23 protein-coding genes are annotated in these 21,761 nt (G+C 70.2%); 17 read left to right on the top strand and 6 right to left on the bottom strand.

Annotated features, from left to right (window positions below; all coding sequences use genetic code 11):
- The first annotated feature begins 72 nt into the window (after positions 1-72).
- The 4 genes from ACTOWY_RS20910 to ACTOWY_RS20925 all read left to right on the top strand — a co-directional run bounded on the left by ACTOWY_RS20910 (position 73) and on the right by ACTOWY_RS20925 (position 4,499).
- Positions 73-1,101, top strand: coding sequence for an LLM class flavin-dependent oxidoreductase (locus ACTOWY_RS20910; RefSeq protein ID WP_441311334.1), 1,029 nt, complete (start codon positions 73-75; stop codon positions 1,099-1,101).
- Between the two features lie 17 nt (positions 1,102-1,118).
- Complete coding sequence (locus ACTOWY_RS20915) at positions 1,119-2,093, top strand: NmrA/HSCARG family protein (protein WP_441311335.1); 975 nt, start codon at positions 1,119-1,121, stop codon at positions 2,091-2,093.
- Positions 2,094-2,211: 118 nt separating this feature from the next.
- Positions 2,212-3,363: a VWA domain-containing protein gene (locus tag ACTOWY_RS20920; RefSeq protein WP_441311336.1), complete on the top strand. Its 1,152-nt coding sequence runs from the start codon at positions 2,212-2,214 to the stop codon at positions 3,361-3,363.
- A complete protein-coding gene (locus ACTOWY_RS20925; protein WP_441311337.1) occupies positions 3,360-4,499 on the top strand; it encodes a hypothetical protein in 1,140 nt (379 codons plus the stop codon). The genes ACTOWY_RS20920 and ACTOWY_RS20925 overlap by 4 nt, the downstream gene beginning before the upstream one ends.
- Positions 4,500-4,502: 3 nt before the next feature.
- Here ACTOWY_RS20925 and ACTOWY_RS20930 read toward each other — a convergent pair whose 3' ends face one another.
- A complete protein-coding gene (locus ACTOWY_RS20930; protein ID WP_441311338.1) occupies positions 4,503-5,444 on the bottom strand; it encodes a helix-turn-helix transcriptional regulator in 942 nt (313 codons plus the stop codon).
- Positions 5,445-5,533: 89 nt separating this feature from the next.
- Between ACTOWY_RS20930 and ACTOWY_RS20935 the strand changes: the two genes are divergently transcribed.
- Both ACTOWY_RS20935 and ACTOWY_RS20940 read left to right on the top strand, forming a co-directional pair.
- Positions 5,534-5,947 (top strand): VOC family protein, encoded by a 414-nt coding sequence (locus ACTOWY_RS20935; RefSeq protein WP_441311339.1) that lies wholly within the window; start codon positions 5,534-5,536, stop codon positions 5,945-5,947.
- Between the two features lies 1 nt (position 5,948).
- A complete protein-coding gene (locus ACTOWY_RS20940) occupies positions 5,949-6,554 on the top strand; it encodes a YdeI/OmpD-associated family protein (protein WP_441311340.1) in 606 nt (201 codons plus the stop codon).
- Here the strand turns inward: ACTOWY_RS20940 and ACTOWY_RS20945 are convergent.
- Positions 6,547-7,278 (bottom strand): S1 family peptidase, encoded by a 732-nt coding sequence (locus ACTOWY_RS20945; protein ID WP_441311341.1) that lies wholly within the window; start codon positions 7,276-7,278, stop codon positions 6,547-6,549. The two genes, ACTOWY_RS20940 and ACTOWY_RS20945, sit on opposite strands and share 8 nt — an antisense overlap.
- A 171-nt stretch (positions 7,279-7,449) precedes the next feature.
- On the bottom strand, positions 7,450-8,505 hold the full coding sequence (locus ACTOWY_RS20950; protein ID WP_441311342.1) for a response regulator: 1,056 nt from the start codon (positions 8,503-8,505) through the stop codon (positions 7,450-7,452).
- Between the two features lie 488 nt (positions 8,506-8,993).
- Between ACTOWY_RS20950 and ACTOWY_RS20955 the strand changes: the two genes are divergently transcribed.
- The 3 genes from ACTOWY_RS20955 (at position 8,994) to ACTOWY_RS20965 (ending at position 12,514) form a co-directional block, all read left to right on the top strand.
- The gene (locus ACTOWY_RS20955) at positions 8,994-10,613 is read left to right on the top strand and encodes an alpha/beta fold hydrolase (protein ID WP_441311343.1); all 1,620 of its coding nucleotides are present in this window, start codon (positions 8,994-8,996) and stop codon (positions 10,611-10,613) included.
- A complete protein-coding gene (locus tag ACTOWY_RS20960; RefSeq protein WP_441311344.1) occupies positions 10,610-11,149 on the top strand; it encodes a hypothetical protein in 540 nt (179 codons plus the stop codon). The genes ACTOWY_RS20955 and ACTOWY_RS20960 overlap by 4 nt, the downstream gene beginning before the upstream one ends.
- 207 nt (positions 11,150-11,356) lie before the next feature.
- The gene (locus ACTOWY_RS20965) at positions 11,357-12,514 is read left to right on the top strand and encodes a PrsW family intramembrane metalloprotease (protein WP_441311345.1); all 1,158 of its coding nucleotides are present in this window, start codon (positions 11,357-11,359) and stop codon (positions 12,512-12,514) included.
- On the opposite strand, the gene ACTOWY_RS20970 is transcribed toward ACTOWY_RS20965, so the two are convergent.
- Positions 12,495-13,070, bottom strand: coding sequence for a class I SAM-dependent methyltransferase (locus ACTOWY_RS20970; RefSeq protein WP_441311346.1), 576 nt, complete (start codon positions 13,068-13,070; stop codon positions 12,495-12,497). The two genes, ACTOWY_RS20965 and ACTOWY_RS20970, sit on opposite strands and share 20 nt — an antisense overlap.
- A 157-nt stretch (positions 13,071-13,227) precedes the next feature.
- Between ACTOWY_RS20970 and ACTOWY_RS20975 the strand changes: the two genes are divergently transcribed.
- The 6 genes from ACTOWY_RS20975 (at position 13,228) to ACTOWY_RS21000 (ending at position 18,661) form a co-directional block, all read left to right on the top strand.
- The gene (locus ACTOWY_RS20975) at positions 13,228-14,151 is read left to right on the top strand and encodes a metal ABC transporter substrate-binding protein (protein ID WP_441311347.1); all 924 of its coding nucleotides are present in this window, start codon (positions 13,228-13,230) and stop codon (positions 14,149-14,151) included.
- Positions 14,148-14,882: a metal ABC transporter ATP-binding protein gene (locus tag ACTOWY_RS20980; protein ID WP_441311348.1), complete on the top strand. Its 735-nt coding sequence runs from the start codon at positions 14,148-14,150 to the stop codon at positions 14,880-14,882. Before ACTOWY_RS20975 ends, ACTOWY_RS20980 begins: the two co-directional genes overlap by 4 nt.
- Entirely contained in the window at positions 14,879-15,745 is an 867-nt protein-coding gene (locus ACTOWY_RS20985; protein ID WP_441311349.1) for a metal ABC transporter permease, read from the top strand. Before ACTOWY_RS20980 ends, ACTOWY_RS20985 begins: the two co-directional genes overlap by 4 nt.
- A gap of 23 nt (positions 15,746-15,768) precedes the next feature.
- Positions 15,769-16,446 (top strand): metal-dependent transcriptional regulator, encoded by a 678-nt coding sequence (locus tag ACTOWY_RS20990; RefSeq protein WP_441311350.1) that lies wholly within the window; start codon positions 15,769-15,771, stop codon positions 16,444-16,446.
- Positions 16,447-16,510: 64 nt separating this feature from the next.
- Positions 16,511-17,620, top strand: coding sequence for an alpha/beta fold hydrolase (locus ACTOWY_RS20995; RefSeq protein ID WP_441311351.1), 1,110 nt, complete (start codon positions 16,511-16,513; stop codon positions 17,618-17,620).
- 63 nt (positions 17,621-17,683) lie between these two features.
- Positions 17,684-18,661 (top strand): extracellular catalytic domain type 1 short-chain-length polyhydroxyalkanoate depolymerase, encoded by a 978-nt coding sequence (locus ACTOWY_RS21000; RefSeq protein WP_441311352.1) that lies wholly within the window; start codon positions 17,684-17,686, stop codon positions 18,659-18,661.
- 244 nt (positions 18,662-18,905) lie between these two features.
- Here ACTOWY_RS21000 and ACTOWY_RS21005 read toward each other — a convergent pair whose 3' ends face one another.
- Positions 18,906-19,367, bottom strand: a complete 462-nt coding sequence (locus ACTOWY_RS21005; RefSeq protein ID WP_441311353.1) for an SRPBCC family protein — start codon at positions 19,365-19,367, stop codon at positions 18,906-18,908.
- Between the two features lie 70 nt (positions 19,368-19,437).
- Positions 19,438-19,812, bottom strand: coding sequence for an inorganic pyrophosphatase (locus ACTOWY_RS21010; protein ID WP_441311354.1), 375 nt, complete (start codon positions 19,810-19,812; stop codon positions 19,438-19,440).
- Positions 19,813-19,900: 88 nt separating this feature from the next.
- Between ACTOWY_RS21010 and ACTOWY_RS21015 the strand changes: the two genes are divergently transcribed.
- Positions 19,901-20,467: a hypothetical protein gene (locus ACTOWY_RS21015; protein WP_441311355.1), complete on the top strand. Its 567-nt coding sequence runs from the start codon at positions 19,901-19,903 to the stop codon at positions 20,465-20,467.
- A gap of 27 nt (positions 20,468-20,494) precedes the next feature.
- Complete coding sequence (locus ACTOWY_RS21020; RefSeq protein ID WP_441311356.1) at positions 20,495-21,721, top strand: amidohydrolase family protein; 1,227 nt, start codon at positions 20,495-20,497, stop codon at positions 21,719-21,721.
- The last annotated feature ends 40 nt before the right edge of the window (positions 21,722-21,761 follow it).

A 21,761-nucleotide genomic window follows, 5' to 3' on the forward strand; every position in this document is an offset into this window, starting at 1 on the left:
CTGCCATCCCCTCGCGTTGGTACCCACCGCAGGGGCGCGCACGGGCCGCGCGACGGGTGCAGCGTGGCTGCCATGACCGCCACCACCCGCACCCTCGGCCTGGACACCTTCGGCGACGTGCCGGACAGTGCCGGCCAGCCCGACGGCATCCGCCTGCTGGTCGAGCAGGGTGTGCACGCCGAGACCGCAGGGGTGGACTACTTCGGCATCGGCGAGCACCACACCGCCGAGATGCCGCTGTCCGCGCCGGACCTGGTGCTGGCCGCGATCGCCGCCCGCACCGAACGGATCCGGCTGGGCTCGGCGGTCACCGTGCTCAGCACCGACGACCCGGTGCGGGTGTTCCAGCGCTACGCCACCCTGGACGCGCTCTCCGGCGGCCGCGCCGAGGTGATCCTGGGCCGCGGCTCCAGCACCGAGTCCTTCCCGCTGTTCGGCTTCGACCTCGCCGACTACGACGAGCTGTTCGCCGAGAAGGCCGATCTGTTCGCGTTGCTGCGCGAGGAGAAACCGGTCACCTGGACCGGCCGGTTCCGGCCCGCGCTGGACGGCATCGAGGTCTTCCCGCACACCACCTCCGGCGCGCTGCCCACCTGGATCGGCGTCGGCGGCACCCCGCTGTCGGTGGTGCGCGCCGCCCAGCACGGACTGTCCCTGATGCTCGCGATCATCAGCGGTCCGGCCGCCAGGTTCCGCCCGTTCGCCGAGCTGTACCGGCAGACCCTCCAGCACACCGGCCTGCCGGACCTGCCCATCGGCGTGCACTCGCCAGGTCACCTCGCCGACACAGACGAGATCGCCCGCGAGGAGTTCTTCCCGCACTACCTGGACGCCTTCGGCCGGGCCGCCCGGCAACGCGGCTTCCGGCCGCCGACCAGGGAGTCCTACGAGCAGGAGATCGGCCCGCGCGGCGCGCTCTACGTCGGCTCGCCGGAGACCGTGGCCACCAAGATCGCCGCCACCCTGCGGCAGCTCGGCGCCACCCGCTTCGACCTGAAGTACGGCATGGCCGGCCTCGGGCACGAGTCCCTGCTGCACGCCATCGACCTGTACGGCCGCGAGGTAGCGCCCCGCGTCCGCGCACTGCTGTCCACCCACTGAACCAAGGAGTTTTTCCCGTGTCCGACAAGAAGATCATCGCAGTCATCGGCGCCACCGGAGCCCAGGGCGGCGGCCTGGCCCGCGCGATCCTGGACGACCCCAATGGCCCGTTCTCGCTGCGCGCCATCACCCGCGACCCCGCCTCGCCCGCCGCCCGCGCACTGGCCGCCCGCGGCGCCGAGGTGGTCCAGGCCGACCTGGACGAGGAGGACAGCATCCGCCGCGCCTTCACCGGCGCCTACGGCGCGTTCGTGGTGACCAACTTCTGGGCCGCGCTCACCCCCGAGCAGGAAGCCGTCCGCAACCGGGCGCAGATGGAGATCGACCAGGCGCACACCGCGGCCAAGATCGCGGCCGAGGCCGGCCTCAAGCACGTCATCTGGTCCACTTTGGACGATTCCCGGCCGCAGTTCGCCCACCGCGGCATCGAATTGCCCACCCTGCTGGGCCGCTACAAGGTCCCGCACTTCGACGCCAAGGCCGAGGCCGACGCCCGGTTCACCGAGCTGGGCGTGCCCACCACCTTCCTGCAGACCACCTTCTTCTACGAGGCGTTCCTGGCAGGCCAGGGCCCGCAGCGGGACGCCGAGGGCAACCTGGTGCTGACCACGCCGATCGGGGACAGCCCGATGGCGATGATCGGTGTGGAGGACATCGGCCGCACCGCCTACGGCATTTTCAACCGCGGCGGCGAGTTCGTCGGCCGCACCGTGGCCATCGCGGGCACCCACGCCACCGGCAAGGAGATCGCCGCGCTGTTCACCGAGGTGCTGGGCGAACCGGTCAGCTTCCGCCCGCTCACCCCGGCGGAGGTCCGCGCCTCCGGTCATCCCATCGCCGAGGAGATCGCCGCCACCTTCCAGTTCTACGCCGACACCGCCGACTACTTCGTCGGCACCCGCGACCTCAACCAGGTCCGCGAACTCAACCCCCGGCTCCAGTCGCTGACCGACTGGCTGAAGGCCAACGCGGCCAAGATCCCCCGGGACTGACCGTGCCCGCGCCCGGCCGGAACCACCCGGCCGGGCGGTCCGATTGGACACGTCTGGTGACCGACCTGTTACGCACCGTCCCCTCGGGTTGTGACGCGACGCTGCGACCGTCTCCGGGGTGGAGGTCGACGCGCGAGGCAGTCAGGGAATTCAGCACGGCGACAACAACCGGATGTGGAACCTCTTCGTCAACCTCGGCCTGCCGCCCGCGCTGAGCCGGGCGCTGGTGCTGCTGATCGTGGTGGCACTGCTCGGCGGCGGCACCTGGGCGGTGGTGAGCTGGGTGCTGCCCTGGCTAGCGCCGACCTACCGAACCCAGTTCCTGATCGACACCACCGCCGAGGAACCCGAGAGCATCGCCCGCTCCCTGCGTCAGGCGGTGCAGAACGCCGGTGACCAGGACTCGTTGGCACTGCGCGGTTTCGGCGGCGAGTGCGGGGCGCCGGACAACACCACCCAGCTGGTCGACTTCGGCACCGGCAACCGCCAGGAGATCACCCAGGCCGCCGGGCAGCGCCGCGGCGGCAGGCCGACTCTGTTGCGCGGGGTGGTGGAGGCGGTGGCGGACTTCTCCGGCCCGTTCACCCTGCGTGCCACCCAGGTCAACCGGATCATCCTGGTCACCCGGCACGGCACCGACGCCTGCGACGAGGACACCGCCTTCGTCGGCAAGGAGATCAAGGACCGGCTGGCCGCCGCGGGCCTGACCATCGAGCTGCGGCTGGTCGGCTACCAGCTCCCCGGCGAGCAACGCGACCGGCTCAAGCGGATCGCCGGTGGCGCGGGCGCGCCGGAACCACTGTTCGCCGCCGACCAGGCCGGGCTGGACGCGGCACTGGAGTTCGTGACCAACACCGAACCCGTGCTGCGGTACGCCAAGGAGATCGTGGACATCCTCAACCCCACCGTGGAACGGGTGAACACCGCGGCCGCCGCCACCACCGACGGCCGCCTCGACCTCGCGGAGAGCACCCTGGCCGAGGCCAGGGAGTCCGCCGGGCAGACCGGCCCCCGCTTCGACGGTCTGCGTGATCGGGCCAGAACCCAGCAGGCACAGGACCTCCAGCGCCAGGCCGACGTGCTGCGCGCCCAGCTCGACCGCATCCTGGCCGCCGCCACCAACCTGCTCGCGACCGCTCGCTCCGCCCAGTCCCTCGACCCCGGCCTGACGGCTTTCCGGGGCCTCGCCGCCGACTACAACGCCAAGGTGACCAGCATGAACAAGGCCATCGCCGCCCTGCGCGCCACCGCCCCGGCGGCCCCACGATGACCGCGCCCGGCAAGCCCCGCCGCCGATCACGCCTGATCGCGGTGCTGCTCACGCTGATCCTGGTGGCCGCCGCGGTGATCGTCTACTTCCTCATCCCCAACCACCGCACCGCCCTGGTCGTCGACTCCTCGGCCGCCCCGGACGGGTTCGGCCCCCTCGCCCAGGCGGTCGGCGCGGCCGCGGTCAACAGCGCCGCGGCGGATTCGCTGTCCCTGCGCCGTTTCGGCGGTGACTGCGGCAGCCCGGCCAGCACCAGCGAACTCGTCGCCCCGGCCACCGGCAGTGGCAAACAGGTCGCCGACGCGCTCCGCCGGGTCACCGCCGCAGGCCGCAGCACCATGGTGGCCGGAATCCTGGGCGCCATCGAGGATTTCAGCGCGTTCTACCCGTTCCGCGGCTGGACCACCAACCGGATCGTCGTGGTCACCCGCCAGGGCATCGACGCCTGTAACCAGAACGAGGCCGAGGTCAAGAAACTCATCCAGGACAAGGTGGCCGAGGCCGGATTGACCCTGGAGTTCCGCTTCGTCGGCCTGCGGATCCCACCCGAACAACAACAAGAACTGACCCAGCTCGCCGCGGCGGCCGGCGCACCCACACCCAAGCTGGCCGCGAACACCGCCGAGCTGGCCACCTCGCTCCGGGAACTCGTGCTGCCACGTGCCACCGAGGCCAGTCCGATCGCCCCGCCCACCAGCTCGACCAAGCCACCCGAGCGGGCACTGGTCCAGGTCGCGGTGGCCATGTCGGTGTTCTCCGCCGAGGTCAGCGTCAACGCGCCGGACACCACAGCCTGTGCCATGCCCACCGGTCTGAAGTCCCGGCGCTGCGAGTTCACCGTGCCCGCCGGGACCATCGCCCCGTTGCGCGCCACCATCTCCGGGGCCTGGATGGGCCGCGGCCACCAGGGCCAGCCGATCTGGTTCGGCTGCGACGAGAAACCGACCACCGTGCAAGGGATTCCCGGCGCCAGCGCGACCTGCAACCTGGACCTGACCACCTCCGGCCGCTACGTCTGCCTGGCCACCACCGACCTCGCCGACCGCGGCGGCGCCCACGGCTGCTCGGAGATCTTCCGGAAGGTCCCCAGAGCCCCGATCCCCTTCGGCAGCACCGCTCCCGCGCCCACCAAGTAGGTCTCAGGTGGCGTAGCGACCGGCCAGCTCGGTGCCGATCCGGGCCAGTTCCGCCTGCACCGCACCAGGTTCCAGCACCTCGATCATCGTGCCCCAGCCGGCCAGGTTGCGGGCCAGATCCAGCGGCGTCGGCGCGGCCAGCCGGACCCGCGCCCGTCCGTCGCGCTCCTCGTCGACCTCGCAATGCCGCCCGAACTGGTTGCGCAGCACCGGAACGAACCGCGACTCGACGACCACCGTCGCCCAGGTCCGGGACCGCTGCTGCTCAACCTCGCCGACCACCTTGTCCCAGGCCGCGGCCAGCGTGAAATCGTCCGGCCGCTCAGCCGGTTCCTCGGTGACCGTGGCCTCGATGATCCGCTCCACCCGGAAGGTCCGCTGCCCCTTGGCCGTGCCCGCGAGCAGGTACCAGATGTCGTCCTTGTCGACCAGGCCCCACGGCTCGACCAGGCGTTCGGAGCGTTCCCGCGCGCCGCTGGTGTAACTCAGCCGCACCTTGCGGCGGCGCACCACCGCGGACTGCAACAGATCCACCATCGCGGGCCGGTGCCGGTCGCGCTCACCCCAGCGGGCCGGGTCGATCATTGTGGCACTGGCCGCCGCCTCGGCGTCCGCGCGGAAGGTACTCGGCAGCGCCCGCACCAGTTTCCGCAACGCCGCCTTGGCCTCGGCGGAGACCGCGGCGGCCGGTCCGACCAGCAGGAACAACGCCTGGGCCTCGGTGGCGGAGAGCCCGCTGAGATCGGTGCGGGCCCCGCCGACCAGGGACCAGCCACCACCGCGGCCGGGTTGCGGGTACACCGGGATGCCCGCCGCGGACAGTGATTCCAGGTCCCGGCGGGCGGTGGCCACCGACACCTCCAGCTCCGCGGCCAGCTCGGCGGCGGTCACCCGGCCCCTGGCCTGCATCAGCAGCAGGGTGGCCACAAGTCGGTCAGCGCGCATGTTGTCCAGCTTCGCCGGGAAAGTGCTCAGTTGATGAGCACTTTAGGTCGCACCATGGTTCCTGTCAGCCCCAACGAGAGGAACCACCGATGTTGCGAGGACTCACCACCCACAACTTCTTCGCCGCCGACGTCACGGCCGCCGTGGCCTGGTACACCGAACTGCTCGGCGTCCAGCCCTACTTCGAGCGCGAACTGGACGGCAGGCCCGCCTACGTCGAGTTCCGCATCGGCGACTACCAGCACGAACTCGGCATCCTGGACCGCCGCTTCGCCCCGCCCGGCGCCGGTGCCACCGGCGGCGCCCTGACCTACTGGGCGGTCGACGACGTCGAGGCCGCCTACCAGCGCCTGCTCGATCTGGGCGGCACCCCGCAGCAGGGCCCGACCGAGCACGGCCCCGGCTTCGTCACCGCCTCGGTGATCGACCCCTTCGGCAACATCCTGGGCGTCATGTTCAACCAGCACTACCTCAACGTGCTCGCCGGCCAGGCGGGGGAGTGAGATGAGCACCTTCGCCCCGGCGACCACCGAGGACTGGCGCAACTGGCTGGCCGCCCACAGCACATCCGAGTCCGAGATCTGGCTGATCATCCAGCACCAGGACAGCGCCACCCCCAGCCCGCGCTACCACGAGGCCATCGAACAGGCGCTCTGCTTCGGCTGGATCGACAGCCACCACCGCAAACACGACCCGACCAGCTCCCGCCTGCGATTCACCCCGCGCACCCCGCGCAGCACCTGGAGCCTGCTCAACCGAGACCGCGCCGCGAGCATGATCGAACGCGGCCTGATGACCAAGTCCGGCCAGGCCATGATCGACCTGGCCAAGACCACCGGCACCTGGGAACCTCCCAGCACCCCACCCGCGGACCTGCACGCACAACTCGACCGCGATCCCATGGCCCGCAACAACTTCGAGCAGTTCCCGCCCTCCTCGAAACGACTCATCCTGGACTGGATCGCGGGCGCCACACGACCCGGGACCAGGCAGCGCCGGATCGAGCAGACCGTGTCGCTGGCCGCGCTCAACCTCCGGGCGAATCACCCGAGGGCCCGCCAGGGCGCCGGTGCGCGACCACCGCGGCCGCGCACCGGACCGCTCACCTGAGCTGCTGCTTGATCAGGTCCAGGTAGCTGATCACCCGGGCGTACACCCCCGGCTTCCCGGCCTGGGCGCAGCCCTCGCCCCAGGACACCACGCCGACCAGCTTGCCCGCGGTGACCAGCGGACCGCCGGAATCACCCTGGCAGGAGTCCTTGCCGCCCGCGGGCAGACCGGCGCAGACCATCGAGGTGGCGTTGTACTCGCCGTAGGCCGACTTGCAGGTGGCATCGCTGGTCAGCGGCACGTCCACCTTGCGCAGCACCGGCGAGGACGGCCCGCCGGAGCGGATGTCGCCCCAGCCCAGGGTGGTGGTGACGGTGCCGGCCCGGTACAGCCCGGTGTCCGCCGCGGTCACCAGGGGCAGGGTCTTCTGCTCCAGGTTGCGGTCCAGGGTGAGCACCGCGACGTCATCACCCTGTTCCACCGACCGGTAGCTGGGGTGCTGCCAGTACTTGGTCACCTTGGCGACCACGCCCTTGGTGGTGCGCATGTCGGTGCGTCCGGCCACCACGGAGAACCGGGAGGCCGGATCACCGTCGGTGCAGTGCGCGGCGGTGACCACCTTGTTCGGCGCGATCAGGGTGCCACCGCAGTGCTCGCGGTTGCTGTGGAACACCGCGACCGTCCAGGGGTTGGCCTCGGTGGTGGTGGTCGTGCCGCCGACGATCAGGGGATCGACGTCACTGGAGGCGGCGTTGGCCAGACCGCCAAGGGGAATCGCACACACCGCAACAGTGGCCACAACTGCGGCGCGACGGGCAAAGTTTCGCAGGGTTTCTCGCACGATCGGATTCCTTCCACAGAAATTCCGGTACGTGCCCCAGCGCACCACTGTTCGTGCGCACGCAACATCCAGCGAAGGTCGGTATCCGATCGCCGGAAAGTCCACCCCCGGCGATCAGGACACCAGCCCCCCATCCCGAGCGATCATCGCCGCCTGCACCCGGTTCGCACACCCGATCTTGGCCATCACCCGGCTGAGATGACTCTTGATCGTGCTCTCACTGACCCGCAACGCCGCCCCGATCGCCACATTGGACGCCCCCCGCGCCACCAGCGCGAGCACTTCTCGTTCCCGAGCACTCAACTGCCCCAGCAGCCGATGGGCCTGGGCGAACCGACGCGGATCGACGCTGGTGAAATGCGCCAGCACCAGCCTGGTCAGCCGAGGCGACAGGATCGCCTCACCCCCGGCCACCACCCGCACCGCGTTGAGCAACTCCGCCGGCCCGGCGTCCTTGACCACGAACCCGGCCACACCCGCCCGCATGGCCCGGTGCACAAACGCAGCCATGCCAACGCCAGCGGTCTGCTGCGCGAACCCACCCGCGACCGCACACGTGGCCCGTTGACTGGCCCCGCCCGCGACCGCACACGTGGCCTGTTGACTGGACCCGCCAGCGCAAGCGCAAGCAGTGTGACGAACGGCCCTGCCTCCGCCGGCGCACGCGGTCTGGTGCCAGGATCCGCCGGTGCTGGCACCGGTTCCCGCGCCGCCACCGGTGCCCGTGCCAGTGCCCGCGCACCTGGCCTGGCGTGCGAACTCGCCCACGCCCGCGCAGGTGCCCTGGTGCACAAGTCCGTCCGTGCCCGTGCCCGTGCCCACGCAGGTGCCGGTGCCGGTGCAGGTGCCCATGCCCGCGCAGGTGCCCGTGCCCGTGCCGGTGCCCACCGCCCGGCGAGCGTGGCCGGTCTGCTCGACCGCGGTCTGCTCGAACGCGGTCAGCACCACCACCGCGGTCTCCGGCGCCTGCTCCCGGACCGCCTCGATCGCGGACAACCCGTCCTGACCGGGCATCCACAGATCCATCAACAGCACCCGCGGCCGCTGCTGCCTGGCCAGCCGCACCGCGGCCGCGCCGTCCCCGGCCTCGCCCACCACCCGCAGATCCGGCGCGCTTTCCAGGATGCCGCGAATGCCGTATCGGGCCAGGGTTTCGTCGACGATGCCCACGGTGATCACGAGACCCGCCGAATCAGGAATCGCGGTGAGCGAGTGTGCACAATTCCAGTAAACGCTCCTTCTTGTCTATTGTCCGACAATTGCCGCCGGTCAGGGAAAATGTGGCGGGCATGGTTCCGGAAATATCGTCCCAAGGTTCCGTCCGGCCCGCTCGGATGTCACGTCAGGTCACCAGCGCCTCGACCGTACCACGGTCGCGCACAGGCGCTGTACTGCGCAGACGTTTCACTCCGCGAACTGAACAGATATGCCGGACAGGTCTGCCCGGCATACTACTTTCCTCCTAGTCGGCACCTCGGTTCAATACCAGAAAGTATGACCCATCAATACCCGCCAGTGTGATTGTTCGTCCGTCGCGCGCTCCTAGGCTTGCTGTCAGGTAGGCCATGGCCCACTGTGGACCGGCGTCCCGATGCCGACCGGTTCGCCGAGTTCTCCCGTACCGATATCGCCCCGACACCGATGAGGAACCCACCGCCATGGGCGCACGCAAGACAGCAGGTGCACGCAAGACAGCAGCAGCACTGGGCGCGGTCCTGCTGACCCTGGCCACCGCCGCACCGGCGTCCGCCGCGCCCGCCGACGAGCTGTCCGGATATCGCGGCCAGGAACTCACCTGGTCCGCCTGTGCCGATCCGGACCTGGCGGCCGCGGGCGTCGGCTGCGCCAAGGTCGAGGTCCCCCTGGACTACCGGAATCCGGGTGGCAGGCGGATCGAGGTCGCGATCAGCCGGAAGAAGGCCGCCGAACCGGGCCGGCGTCGTGGCGTGCTGCTGACCAACCCCGGCGGCCCCGGTGGCGACGGCCTGTTCCTGGCCGCGAAGCTGGCCGACCAGCCGATCGCGCGGGTCTACGACCTGATCGGGATGGATCCGCGCGGGGTGGGCCAGTCGACCCGGTTGTCCTGCCGCTACCCGCCGACGCCCGAGCTGACCACCCGGCCACCGGAGGCCGAACTCCCGCTGTGGACCCAGCTGGCCCGGGACACCGAAACGGGCTGCCGGGAAGCGGGCGGCGAGTTCCGGCGGCACGTCACGACCATGAACACCGCGCGAGACCTGGACCTCATCCGTTCGGCGCTGCGCGAGGAGAAGATCAGCTACGTCGGCTACTCCTACGGCACCTTCCTGGGTGCCATGTACGGCACGATGTTCCCGGACCGGCTGGACCGCAGCGTGCTTGATTCGGCGCTGGACCCGCGCAAGACCTGGCACCAGCAGGACTACGACACCCTGGGCGCGTTCAAGGCCAACCTGCGGCAGTGGACCGAGTGGACCGCGGCCCGCGACGGCACCTTCAAGCTGGGCGACAAGCCCGAGGCGGTGCGCGCCGCGGTGGAGCGGATCGCCGCGGAAGTCCAGCGGCGCCCGCTCGGCCTGCTCACCGAGGTCAGCGCCTTCGACCGCACCATCGGCAACGCCACCCGGTACCGCCGGATGTGGGCCGACCTGGCCCAGGCCGTGCGCGAGCTGCTCACCCAGGCCGAGGGCGGCGCGGGCCGGACCGCCGGCGGTGACCTCGCCGCCGCCGGGGCGATCCTGCACGCGGCGCGGCAGCAGGTCACCGACGGGACCTACAACTCGGTGGTCTGCGACTGGTACTGGCCGCAGGCGGTCAACGACTACCTCGCGGACATGCGGCAGGTCCGCGACACCTTCCCCTACGCCGACGCGGTCAACTTCATGGCCCCGAAGAACTGCACCTTCTATCTGCCCCGGGACCGGATGACCCGGATCCGCCCGCGCGCGTACCCGACGGGGCTGGTGGTCCAGTCCGAGGGCGACACCCAGACCGCACACGCCAACGGGGTGGCCATGGCCCGCCACCAGAACGCCCGCCTGATCAACGTGCGCGACGACGGCAACCACGCGCACTACGGCATCCAGGGCAACACCTGCGTGGACCGCCTGGTCAACGCCTACCTGCTCGACGGCACCCTGCCCGGACCGCGGGTGGACTGCCCCGGCGTGGACAAACCCAAGGACATCCCGCCCGGCTCCGTCCGGGCAAAGTCCACTGTGGACATTCCGGCGACCGGTGACCTGGTCGCGATCGCCAGGGAGATCGTCGCCCGCGACCTGGTCCGGGGACAACGATGAGACCGCCGAACCGGGTAGGCCTCGGCAGCGCGCTGCTGGTGCTGCTCGGCGTGCTGGCCATGACCTTCGGCCCCGACCTGGTCAATGCCGCTGTCCCGGACCAGGCTCCACCGGTGCGGGCCGGTGACACCAGGGTGATCAACACGGGGGAGGCCAGGGTGAGCCTGGACCTGACCCCGCTGGCGGGCTGGACCCAGTCGCCGGGCACCAACCCCACCGGCTTCACCCTCACCCGCTCCGCCGACCGGCTCAGCGTCGAGGTGAAGTCGGGCGTGCAGAACGGCCGGATCGCACTGGAGCGATACCTGCGCGGCCTGGGCGTCACCGACCCCACACTGCGCTGGCAACTCACCGGCGAACTGCGCACCGCCACCGGACTCACCGGCCACCAGGCCGGTTTCGACCTCCGGGACCGGCACGGCACGGTGTGGCTGCTCGGCCGGGACAGCACCGCGGTGATCCTCAACCTGGTCGGCCCGCGCGACACCGAACCCGGCATCGGCACCCTGCTGGACCTGGTGGAGGTGACCGGGTGAGACACCCACCGCCAATCGCACGCCACCGTCGGCGAGGTGCGGGCGGGTTGGCCTTGTCCCGCACCGCAATCGCTCCGGCGGGCCGAACTGCCCGAAGTGGTCCCCGACGTCACCGTCGACCCTGCGGTGTGCTCGACACCACGGGCGATCGCCCGCAGCTCCCCAGCGAGCAGGCAGCCCGTCCCGGTGTCCGCGGAGGTCCCGGCCGTGCGGGAAGGTAACGCCGTCAGCGCGCTCCAGACCCGCGCGTTCTGGCAGCCCCGGCGCGCGATGCTCTGGGTCTATTTGCTGGTCGTGGTGATCTGCCTGCCGCTGCTGGCGCTGAGCTTCGCCCCGTTCGCCGCGGCCTCGCCGGTCGCGCTGGGCATCGCGCTGGCCGGGCAGCTGGTGCTCGGTGTGCTGCTCTACACGCTGATCCGCTGGATCGACCTGTTCGAGAAGGAACCCCGCACGCTGCTCGCCGCGGCCTTCCTGTGGGGCGTGGCGATGACCGCCCTGGCCGGCAGTCCGAACGGCGCGATCGGTCAGCTGGTGGCCAAACTCGGCGGCCACCAGTTCGCGGTGGACTGGTACGCCGCCATCGCGGGCCCCACCACCGAGGAGACGCTCAAGGCACTGGGTGTGATCGCGATCGTGGTGATCGGCCGCGAGCAGGTCCAGCGCACCCTGGACGGCCTGGTGTACGGCGCGATGGCCGGTCTCGGCTTCCAGCTCGCCGAGAACGTCACCTACGTGCTGAGCAACGCGATCGAGAACCCCAACAGTGATGTCCAGGGCGGGATCGGGGTGCTGCTGGCCCGGTTCCTCACCGGGCTGGCCACGCACACCGTGTACAGCGGCGTGGTCGGGCTGGGCATCGGGTACGCGCTGACCAGGGTGGACCGGTCCTGCGCCCGGCGGGTGCTGGTGGCGCTCGCGCTGTTCCTGGGCGGCTGGGGCCTGCACTTCCTGTGGAACTCGCCGCTGCTCGGCGAATCCGGCCTGGTGACCATCATCGTCAAGCAGGGCCTGATCGTGCTCTTCTTCATCCTGGCCATCCGCTACGGCGCGCGGCACGAGTACCGCTGGTTCGTCGGCACCCTGCGTGCCGAACCAGCCGAGATGATCAGTCCCGCGGAACTCGGCGCCCTGCGCACCCGCCGATCCCGCCGCCGCGCCCGCAAGCACGCCGCCACCCAGCTCGGGCCGCCGGGCCCGGCGCTGCTGCGGCGGTTGCAGGACGCCCAGCTCGCACTCGCCGTGGCCAAGGACTGGGCGGCCGACCCGGCCACCGATCCCGAGGTGGCCGCGGCCCGGAAAGCGATCATGCGCGCCCGGGGCGAGCTGGGACGACGTGGTCAGGAGGTCAGCCTGGGTGGGCGATGAGTTCGACCATGGTGCGGATCGGGGTGAACTTCGGCAGCTCGGCGAAGGCCTCCCGGTGCTCGATGACGAACCCGGCCCGGCGCACCGCGGCCTCGGTGTCCCGGTTGGGGCGACAGCCCGCGGCCAGCCGCCGCCACAGTGGGTCCACCCGGTCCTGCCACCTGGCCAGCCCACCGCTGCCGCGCACGTGCTCCAGCACCACCAGCCGGCCACCCGGGGCCAGCACCCGCCTGGCCTCGGCCAGCGCGCGGTCCGGGTGCGCGACCGTGCACAGCACCAGCGTGCAGACCACCGCGTCCACGCTGGCATCGGGCAGTGCCAGGGCCTCGGCGGGGGAGTCCAGCACCTCCACCGGCACCCGCGCGCGATCGACCCGGCGGGCCAGGCGCTGCCGCATGTGCGGATCCGGCTCGGTGGCCAGCACCCGCGCCGCACTGGCGAAATGCGGCAGGTTGACCCCGGTGCCCGCCCCGACGTCCAGCACCACCCCGGTCAGCCCACCCAGCAGCCTGGCCCGCCGGGCGGCCAGCACCCGCCGTTCCATCGCGGCCGTCATCCGGTCGTACACCATCGCGAAAAGCCGGTGACCAGGCATATCGCCGATCATCCCAGAACAGCGTCGGCTTGCTCACTCGTTCCGCGCTTGAAAGTTCGGCCAGCCGAACTTTAGTCTTCCAAGGACCGAACTCGGCACTGGGAGGCGCGGAACACGCATGCGGAACACACCCTCGCGGTTAACGCGCACCTGGCTGGCCGCCGTCTGCACCCTCGCCCTGGCCGCGACCGGCTGCACCGCCCGCACCGCCGCCGACCCCGCCGACAGCCGACCGGTCGTGCTGACCACCTTCACCGTGCTCGCCGACATCGCGGGCAACGTGGCGGGCGACAAGCTGCGGATCGAGTCGATCACCAAGGCCGGCGCGGAGATCCACGGCTACGAGCCCACCCCCGCCGATATCCGCAAGGCCACCCAGGCCAAGCTGATCCTGGACAACGGCCTCAACCTGGAGGCCTGGTTCACCAAGTTCGTCGCCGAACTCGACGTGCCGCACGCGGTGGTCAGCGAGGGCGTGCAGCCGGTGGACATCGCCGAGGACGCCTACCGCGGCAAGCCCAACCCGCACGCCTGGATGTCCCCGCTGAACGTGCGCACCTACGCCGACAACATGGCCAAGGCCTTCGCCAAGCTCGCCCCGGCGCACGCGGCCGAGTTCACCGCCAACGCCGAGAAGTACAAGCAGCAGCTGACCGAGGTCCAGCAACGGCTCACCGGCGCGCTCGGCAAGCTGCCCAAGGAACAACGCGCACTGGTCACCTGCGAGGGCGCTTTTTCCTACCTGGCAAGGGATGCGGGCCTGACCGAGCGGTACCTGTGGGCGGTCAACGCCGAACAGCAGGCCACCCCGCAGCAGATCGCAGGCGCCATCGAGTTCGTCCGGCAGAACAAGGTGCCCGCGGTGTTCTGCGAGTCCACCGTCTCCGACGCGCCGATGAAACAGGTCGTCTCGGCCACCGGCGCCCGCTTCGGCGGCGTGCTCTACGTGGACTCGCTCTCCGAGGCAGGCGGGCCGGTGCCGACCTACCTGGACCTGATCCGGCACGACGTGGACACCATCGTCGCGGGGCTGACCAAGTGAGGCCCGCGGTCCGCGTCGAGGACGTCACCGTGCACTACGGCGAGGTGCAGGCGCTCAACGGCGTCAGCCTCACTCTGGAACAGGGCCGGGTGCACGCGCTGATCGGGGTCAACGGCTCCGGCAAGTCCACCCTGTTCAAGACCATCATGGGCGTGCTGCGCCCAGACTCCGGCACCGTCGAGGTGGACGGTCAGACCCCGGCCCGCGCCCGCAAGTCCGGCGCGATCGGCTATGTGCCGCAAAGCGAAACAGTCGACTGGGCGTTCCCGCTCTCCGTCCGCGATGTGGTGATGACCGGCCGCTACGGGCACCTGGGCTTCACCCGCCGCGCGCGCCGCGCCGACCACGAGGCGGTCAACGCCGCGCTGGCCAGGGTCGAGCTGACCGAACTGGCCGACCGGCAGATCGGCCAGCTTTCCGGCGGCCAGCGCAAACGCGCCTTCCTGGCCCGCGGCATCGCCCAGCACGCGCGGATCCTGTTGCTGGACGAGCCGTTCGCGGGCGTGGACAAGCCCTCGGAGGCCACCATCACCCGGCAGCTCCGCGAACTGGCCGCCGACGGCGTCACCATCCTGATCTCCACCCACGACCTGGCCGCCGTGCCCGGCCTGGCTGATGAGGCCCTGCTGCTGATGCGCCGGATCCTGGCCCGCGGCGAACCCGCCGAGGTCCTCTCCCCGGAGAACCTGGCCCTGGCCTTCGGCCTCGACGTCTCCCAGGAGCGGGTGTGAACATCCTCGACCTGCTGGCCGAACCCCTCGGCTACAGCTTCATGGTCCGCGCGCTGGTGGCCACCGTGATCGCCGCGGTGGTGTGCGCGGTGCTGTCCTGCTGGCTGGTGCTCATCGGCTGGTCGCTGATGGGCGACGCGGTCTCGCACGCGGTGCTGCCCGGCGTGGTGCTGGCCTACGTGCTCGGCGCGCCGTTCGCGGTGGGCGCGCTGGTGTTCGGCTTCCTGGCGGTGGCGCTGATCGGGGTGGTGCGCGACACCAGCCGGATCAAGGAGGACGCGGCCATCGGCATCGTGTTCACCACGCTGTTCGCCCTGGGCCTGGTGCTGATCTCGGTGACCCCGAGCCAGACCGACCTCAACCACATCGTCTTCGGCAACCTGCTGGGCGTGGCCACCACCGACGTCATCCAGATCGGCGTGCTGGGCGCGCTGGCCCTGACCGTGCTGGTGCTCAAACGCCGCGATTTCACCCTGTACGCCTTCGACCCGACCCACGCGCACGCCATCGGCCTGAGCCCCCGGGTGCTCGGCGCCGCACTGCTGGCCCTGCTCGCCCTGACCTCGGTGGTGGCCCTGCAGGTGGTCGGGGTGATTCTGGTGGTGGCGATGCTGATCATCCCGGGCGCCACCGCGTACCTGCTGACCAACCGCTTCCAGCGAATGCTGATCATCGCCCCGGTGCTGTCCGCGCTGGCCGCGGTCACCGGCCTGTACCTGAGCTACTACCTGGACACCGCCTCCGGCGGCATGATCGTCCTGGTCCAGGGCGCGGTGTTCACCCTGGCCTACCTGTTCGGCCCGGAACACGGAATTCTGGGCCGCAGGCTGGCCGCGCGTCGGCGTGCGGCCGTCCGGACGTGACCGTGCGCGGATACCCTGCCCGCATGTCGGTGTCCGAGCTGTCCGAGAGCACCCAGAACTACCTCAAGGTGGTCTGGGCGCTGCAGGAGTGGTCCGAGGAGCCGGTCACCACCTCGGTGATCGCCCAGCGTCTCGGCCTGCGGCTGTCCTCGGTGTCGGAGTCGGTCCGCCGGCTGACCGAACAGGGCCTGCTGGAACACCCGCGCTATGGCAGCGTCGGCCTGACCGAGGCCGGCCGGGCGCACGCGGTGGCCATGGTCCGCCGCCACCGCCTGATCGAGACCTTCCTGGTCAACGCGCTGAACTACCGCTGGGACGAGGTGCACGAGGAGGCCGAGCAACTCGAACACGTGGTCTCGGACCTGATGGTCACCCGCATCGACGAGTTCCTCGGCAAACCCACCCGCGACCCGCACGGCGACCCCATCCCCGCCGCCGACGGCACCGTGCACCGCCCCGACGCCCGCCAGCTCACCGGCATGCCGCCCGGAACCCGCTGCCGGGTCGAACGCATCTCCGACGCCGACGCCGCCCGCCTGCAGTACTTCGCCGACAACGGCCTGGTCATCGACACCGAACTCCTGATCCTGGACTCCGCCACCGGCGCCGACACCCTCACCATCCGCGTCACTGATCGCACCGACCACCTGAGCCTGGGCCCAGCCGCCACCGACGCGGTCTGGGTCTCCCACCAGCCGTAGCGCTCGGCGCCGCTGTCAACAGGACGTGCACAGAACATAGGCACCCGCCTGCGAGTGTCCAGGTGTGCTCACCAGGCGAACCTTCACCAAACTCCTCACCACCGGAGCGGCCACCGCCACGCTGACCGCCGTCTCGACTGGCACGGCCGCCGCCCGGAACGAGCCGCGAACCGCCGCGGCCCAGGACGACCCGCGGACCGCAGCCCGCGACGAGCAGCGAACGGCCACCGCTGAAGACAAGCCACCAACCGGCGGTGCCCCGGGTTGGCGCAGACTGGGCCCGATCCGGCAGGCACGCACCGAGCTGCTGGACATCGCCTACCACGAGTCCGGCCCGGCCACCGGCCCCGTCGTGCTGCTCGGCTACGGCTGGCCGTACTCCCCGCTGGCCTACGCCGAGGTGGCCCCCGCACTGGTTCGCCGCGGCTACCGCGTGCTCATCCCCTACCTGCGTGGCCAGGGCGCCACCCGCTTCCGGTCCCCAGGCACCATGCGTTCCGGGCAACAGGCCGCGCTCGGTTCGGACTGGATCGCGTTCATGGACGCTCTCAAGATCCCCAAGGCCATCTTCGGCGGCTACGACTGGGGTGGCCGCGGCCTGTGCGTGGCCGCCGCACTGTGGCCGGAACGCTGCCTCGGCCTGGTCTCGGTGAACAACTACCTGGTGCAGGACCTGGCACTGGCCAGGATGCCGCTGGCACCGTCCATCGAATCGGCGCAGTGGTACTTCTATTACTTCCTGACCGAACGCGGCCGCAACGGCCTGACCACCAACACCAGGGAACTGACCCGCGTGGTCTGGCAACGGAACTCCCCGACCTGGCGATTCACCGAGCAGGACCTGGACCAGGCGGTCTCGATCTTCCGCAATCCCGACTACGTCGACATCGTGCTGCACAACTACCGCCACCGCCTGCTCACCGAACCCGGCGACCCACGCTACGACGATCTTGAGGCCACACTGCTCACCCAGCCCCGGATCACCGTGCCCACAGTGACCCTGGACGGCCTGGACGACGGCAACTTCCCACCCACTAACGGTACCCCGTCAGCCAAGTTCTTCACCGGCCCGCGAGTGCACCACCAGGTCCCCGGCGCAGGCCACAACCTCCCACAGGAACGCCCCAAGGCCTTCCTGAACGCGATCCTGGAGGTCACCCGCCTACGCTTGTGACCTGTCCCCAGTGCGAGGTCTTTCCCTTCACTTTCACCAGGTCGTGATTCCACTGTGGACAGGGTGAACCGAACAACCAGCACACCACTCGCCCAAACCAAGGCCCTCGGCCTGGCGATCATCCTCGCGTTCACCCTGACCCCAGCCGCGACGGCAGCCCCAGTCGCCGCCGCATCCGTGGCTGCGCCGGGCACCATCACCCGCCACAGCTTCGGCGACAACACCGGCAGTCGTGAGTACGGCCTCTACCAGCCCGCGGGCGGAGCCCGGCCCGGCCGACCGCTGATCGTGTTCCTGCACGGCTGCGGCGGCGCGAGCCCGGAAGAAGCCGTGCGACAGTCCGGCTTGACCGCGCTCGCCGACCGCCACGGCTTCCTCGTGGCCGCGCCCGCCCAGCCCCGGTCAACCGGATTCAACGGGTGCTGGAGCTGGTTCCTGCCGTGGCAGCAGCAGCGGGACGCGGGAGAGCCGTCGATCATCGCGGGCATCACCCGGGAAGTGGCGCGGCGCGAGCGTGTCGACCCGGCCCGGATCTACGTCGCCGGGTTCTCCGCAGGCGGGGCGATGAGTACGGTCATGGCCGCGACCTACCCGGACCTGTACGCCGCCGTGGCGACCTTCGCCGGCTGCGCGTACCCCACCTGTGTTGACGGCACCGGCCTGCTCACCCGACTGCGCATGGGCGGTCTGGCCCGGCCGATGCCGGTGCTGCTCGGCCAGGGCGAACTGGACCCGATCAGCGTCTACCCGCTGGGGCGACTGCACCTGCGCCAGTGGCTCAACGCCAACACCTTGTCCGGCGGCGGTGGCCCGTGGCTGGCGGCTGACCGGGTGGACCGCAACCAGTACTTCGACCGGGAGACCTACCTCGATCCGCGAGGCTGCGCGCTGGTGGAGTTCCTCACCGTGCACGGCGGCGGGCACACCTACTTCACCGGGCAACCGGACTACCCCGCCGAGCTGACCAGGTTCCTCCTGCGGCAACGACTGGGCGCGACACCCGCCCTGCCCTCGCCCGCAGCCTCCGCGGTCTGCCGGTGAACGCAACCGCGGTCCGCGAGGCCGTTGGCATCCCCTGCTCGCGTCGGTGAGCAAGGGGAACTACTGGGCCGCGGCGGCGTGGCCCAGACAGACCTGGACGAGTCGTCCACCTACTCGACCAGAAAGACTTCCTGGACATTCGGCAGCTGATCATCGCGGCCTGGGGTCGCCGCGCACACCGGGTTCACCGCAGCCAGGGAGTTCACCGCCGCCACGCGGAGACCACCACGGTCAAGCTGCGCGCTCAACGGCCGGAAGCCTCGGCCAGGCCCTTGAGGTGCTCGTTGCGGGTGCTGATCAACCGCCGCATGTAGTGATCAAGCACTAGCAACTCCGCGATCCGGCCCAACGGACCGAGCGGCGCAGCGAAGTCGATCACATCGCGCATCAGCGTGCCGCCCCGACCATCCGGCTCGAAGTGGTGCGCGTGATGCCAGCGCCGGAACGGACCACGTTCCTGCTCATCGACGAAGTACCCCGGCGGGTCGTACGCACTGATCCGCGAAGTCATCCGCCAACTCAGCCCGAAGTGTCTTGCCTGCCAGGTAACGGTGTCGCCCAGAGCGAGCCGCCCGGAGGTGACCCCGTCGATCGCGCGCTCGGTGGAGCCCGCCATCGAGCTGGTGTGCACCTCGACCTCCAGCGAGAGGTCGAAGATCCGCTGCGGCGGAGCGGCGATGCTGGTGCTGACCTCGAATCGCGGCATGCCTCGACCCTACGTCCAGTTGTCACGGGTGGCAGTCAGGTGGCACTGACCTCCGCCAGGACATTCAGACTCAGGGACGCCGGACCAGGTGTCCGCCGATCTGCAGCTGATCATGCAGCAGCCGTTGGGTTCGAGTCACCTCCTCCTCTGTGCAATCGATCAGTACCTTGATCTCGACGTCCCGCTTGACCAGATCCGCGGTGAGCAGCACCCCGCACACACCTACGCCGGCAGTGCTGCCCAGGAACACATCGATTCCCTCGCCATCGCCGCTGCTCGTCGCAGCCAGGTGGCCGTAGTCGAGCGGGTAGATCACATCGGGAAATCGCGGATGCGGTTGGCCACGCGGTCGGTCGACCACGATGGTCGAGGCCGCGACCAGCTGGTCGAGCCGGTCGAAGAACCCCAGCAGGTCACTTGGTTGGCGTCCAGGAGAGGTAGACATCCGGACATCCTCGTCCACCCCGGCCGCAGGCCAGAGTCATTACTCTGGCCGGGTTGGTGGTGTTGCCGACGGGGGAAGAGCGCTTGTGATGACGACCAGGGAGTTGCTCCGGAACGTACGGCGGTGGCCTGGCATGTATCTGGGGCGGTCTGAGCTGTCGTATGGGGGATTGGCCGACTTCGTGATGGGCCTGGATCTGGGAACCGACGGTGCCCTGCTCGACGGTTTTCGCGAGTCCCTGGTACTCAAGCTCGACTACGGAGACAATCTCAGCTGGCCCGCGTTGGTACGGCACCTGTCCCGCAACGGAACGGAGACCTTGGCCGACCAGACTGCGGCCGACCAGACTGCGGTTGACTGCCTCTTCGATCTGCTGGACGAGTTCCTGGCCGAGGCCAGTGACCGACGACGCAGGCACCGCATCCACCACGAGTACGTGCAGTGGCTGCAACGGCAGTCCTGGTACAACCAGGATCTGGCGCGGTTCGGCAGCTCCCCGCCACCTGAGATGCTCGACGTGGACCAGGCGCGTGCGCTGCTCGGTGTGGAGCGGACGGCCCTCTTCGACCTTGTGGTGACCGGGCAACTCCAGTTGTCGCGAGCTGGGGCGGACGTGCTGTTCTACCGGCGAGAGGTCGAACGACTGGTCCCGTGACCCATTGGGCTGGGAGAGGATCAAGGCATGAGCGATCTGTTGCTGCGGGACGGGCTTGTGCTGGACGTGCGCTCTGGTGACTACTTCGAGGCGAGCCTCCGTTGTGTGGATGGCCGGATCGCCGAGATCGGAACGGGCCTGACTGCCTCGGCGGAGGCCAGGATCGTTGACCTGGCCGGGGCGGTGGTGCTGCCAGGGCTGATCGACGCGCATGTGCACGTCACCGCGGCGACCGCGGCGCTTGGGGAACTGCCGGCCTGGTCTCCGTCCTATGTGGCCGCACACGCCGCCCGGATCATGGGGTCGATGTTGCGGCGCGGGTTCACCACCGTGCGGGACGCGGCCGGTGCGGACTACGGGCTGGCTGACGCCCAGGCTGAGGGCCTGATCGTCGGACCTCGGCTGGCCTTCTGCGGCAAGGCGTTGAGCCAGACCGGCGGCCACGGGGATCTGCGGGGGCGAGGTACCTCGGCCTCGGACGATCATCCATGCTGCGCGGGGCTCGGGCAGGTTGCGGACGGGGTGGACGCGGTTCGGGTGGCGGCCCGGAACGAACTGCGCAAGGGGGCGCACCACATCAAGGTGATGGCCTCCGGTGGGGTGGCTTCGCCGACTGACCGGATCGACTCCACGCAGTACTCGATGGAGGAGTTGCGGGCGGTGGTGGAGGAAGCCGAGGCGGCCAATCGGTATGTGGCGGCGCATGCCTACACCGCGCGGGCGGTGAACCGCGCGCTGGAGGCAGGGGTGCGGTCGATCGAGCACGGCAACCTGATCGATGAGCGCAGCGTCGAGTTGTTCCTCGCGCATGACGCCTATCTGGTGCCGACGCTGGTCACCTACTGGGCGTTGAAGCAGGAGGGCAAGGCGCACGGCCTGCCGGCGGACAGCCACCGCAAGGTGGACGAGGTGCTGGAAGGCGGACTGCGCGCGCTGGAACGCGCGGCCCGGGGTGGGGTGAAGCTGGTGTACGGCAGCGATTTGCTCGGCGGAATGCACCGCTACCAGAGCCACGAGTTCCTCCTTCGAGGTGAGGTTCAGCAACCGATCGATGTCATCCGGGCAGCCACGGTCACCGCGGCTGAGCTACTCGGTCTCGCCGGGGAGATCGGCGAGGTGCGGGTGGGGGCGCGGGCCGATCTGGTTGTGCTGGAACGGGATCCGCTGGTGGAGGTGGGGGTGTTGGCGGTCACACGTCATATCGTGCATGTGGTGCAGGAGGGCCGCATCGTCTCTGACGGCAGAGCCGTATAGGCGGAAAGTCGTACCTGGCTCTGCCCTCCTCGCTGATGTC

The organism is Crossiella sp. CA198, from assembly GCF_052078295.1.
Classification (GTDB): Bacteria; Actinomycetota; Actinomycetes; order Mycobacteriales; family Pseudonocardiaceae; genus Crossiella.

What these genes read in the sequence shown, in the direction of transcription:
- ACTOWY_RS20970 (WP_441311346.1), bottom strand. Translation starts at nt 13,070, where the DNA reads ATGACGGCCGCGATGGAACGGCGGGTGCTGGCCGCCCGGCGGGCCAGG.
- ACTOWY_RS20925 (WP_441311337.1), top strand. Translation starts at nt 3,360, where the DNA reads ATGACCGCGCCCGGCAAGCCCCGCCGCCGATCACGCCTGATCGCGGTG.
- ACTOWY_RS21010 (WP_441311354.1), bottom strand. Translation starts at nt 19,812, where the DNA reads ATGTCTACCTCTCCTGGACGCCAACCAAGTGACCTGCTGGGGTTCTTC.
- ACTOWY_RS21005 (WP_441311353.1), bottom strand. Translation starts at nt 19,367, where the DNA reads ATGCCGCGATTCGAGGTCAGCACCAGCATCGCCGCTCCGCCGCAGCGG.
- ACTOWY_RS20910 (WP_441311334.1), top strand. Translation starts at nt 73, where the DNA reads ATGACCGCCACCACCCGCACCCTCGGCCTGGACACCTTCGGCGACGTG.
- ACTOWY_RS20940 (WP_441311340.1), top strand. Translation starts at nt 5,949, where the DNA reads ATGAGCACCTTCGCCCCGGCGACCACCGAGGACTGGCGCAACTGGCTG.
- ACTOWY_RS20955 (WP_441311343.1), top strand. Translation starts at nt 8,994, where the DNA reads ATGGGCGCACGCAAGACAGCAGGTGCACGCAAGACAGCAGCAGCACTG.
- ACTOWY_RS20990 (WP_441311350.1), top strand. Translation starts at nt 15,769, where the DNA reads ATGTCGGTGTCCGAGCTGTCCGAGAGCACCCAGAACTACCTCAAGGTG.
- ACTOWY_RS20930 (WP_441311338.1), bottom strand. Translation starts at nt 5,444, where the DNA reads ATGCGCGCTGACCGACTTGTGGCCACCCTGCTGCTGATGCAGGCCAGG.
- ACTOWY_RS20960 (WP_441311344.1), top strand. Translation starts at nt 10,610, where the DNA reads ATGAGACCGCCGAACCGGGTAGGCCTCGGCAGCGCGCTGCTGGTGCTG.
- ACTOWY_RS21015 (WP_441311355.1), top strand. Translation starts at nt 19,901, where the DNA reads ATGACGACCAGGGAGTTGCTCCGGAACGTACGGCGGTGGCCTGGCATG.
- ACTOWY_RS20975 (WP_441311347.1), top strand. Translation starts at nt 13,228, where the DNA reads ATGCGGAACACACCCTCGCGGTTAACGCGCACCTGGCTGGCCGCCGTC.
- ACTOWY_RS20935 (WP_441311339.1), top strand. Translation starts at nt 5,534, where the DNA reads ATGTTGCGAGGACTCACCACCCACAACTTCTTCGCCGCCGACGTCACG.
- ACTOWY_RS21020 (WP_441311356.1), top strand. Translation starts at nt 20,495, where the DNA reads ATGAGCGATCTGTTGCTGCGGGACGGGCTTGTGCTGGACGTGCGCTCT.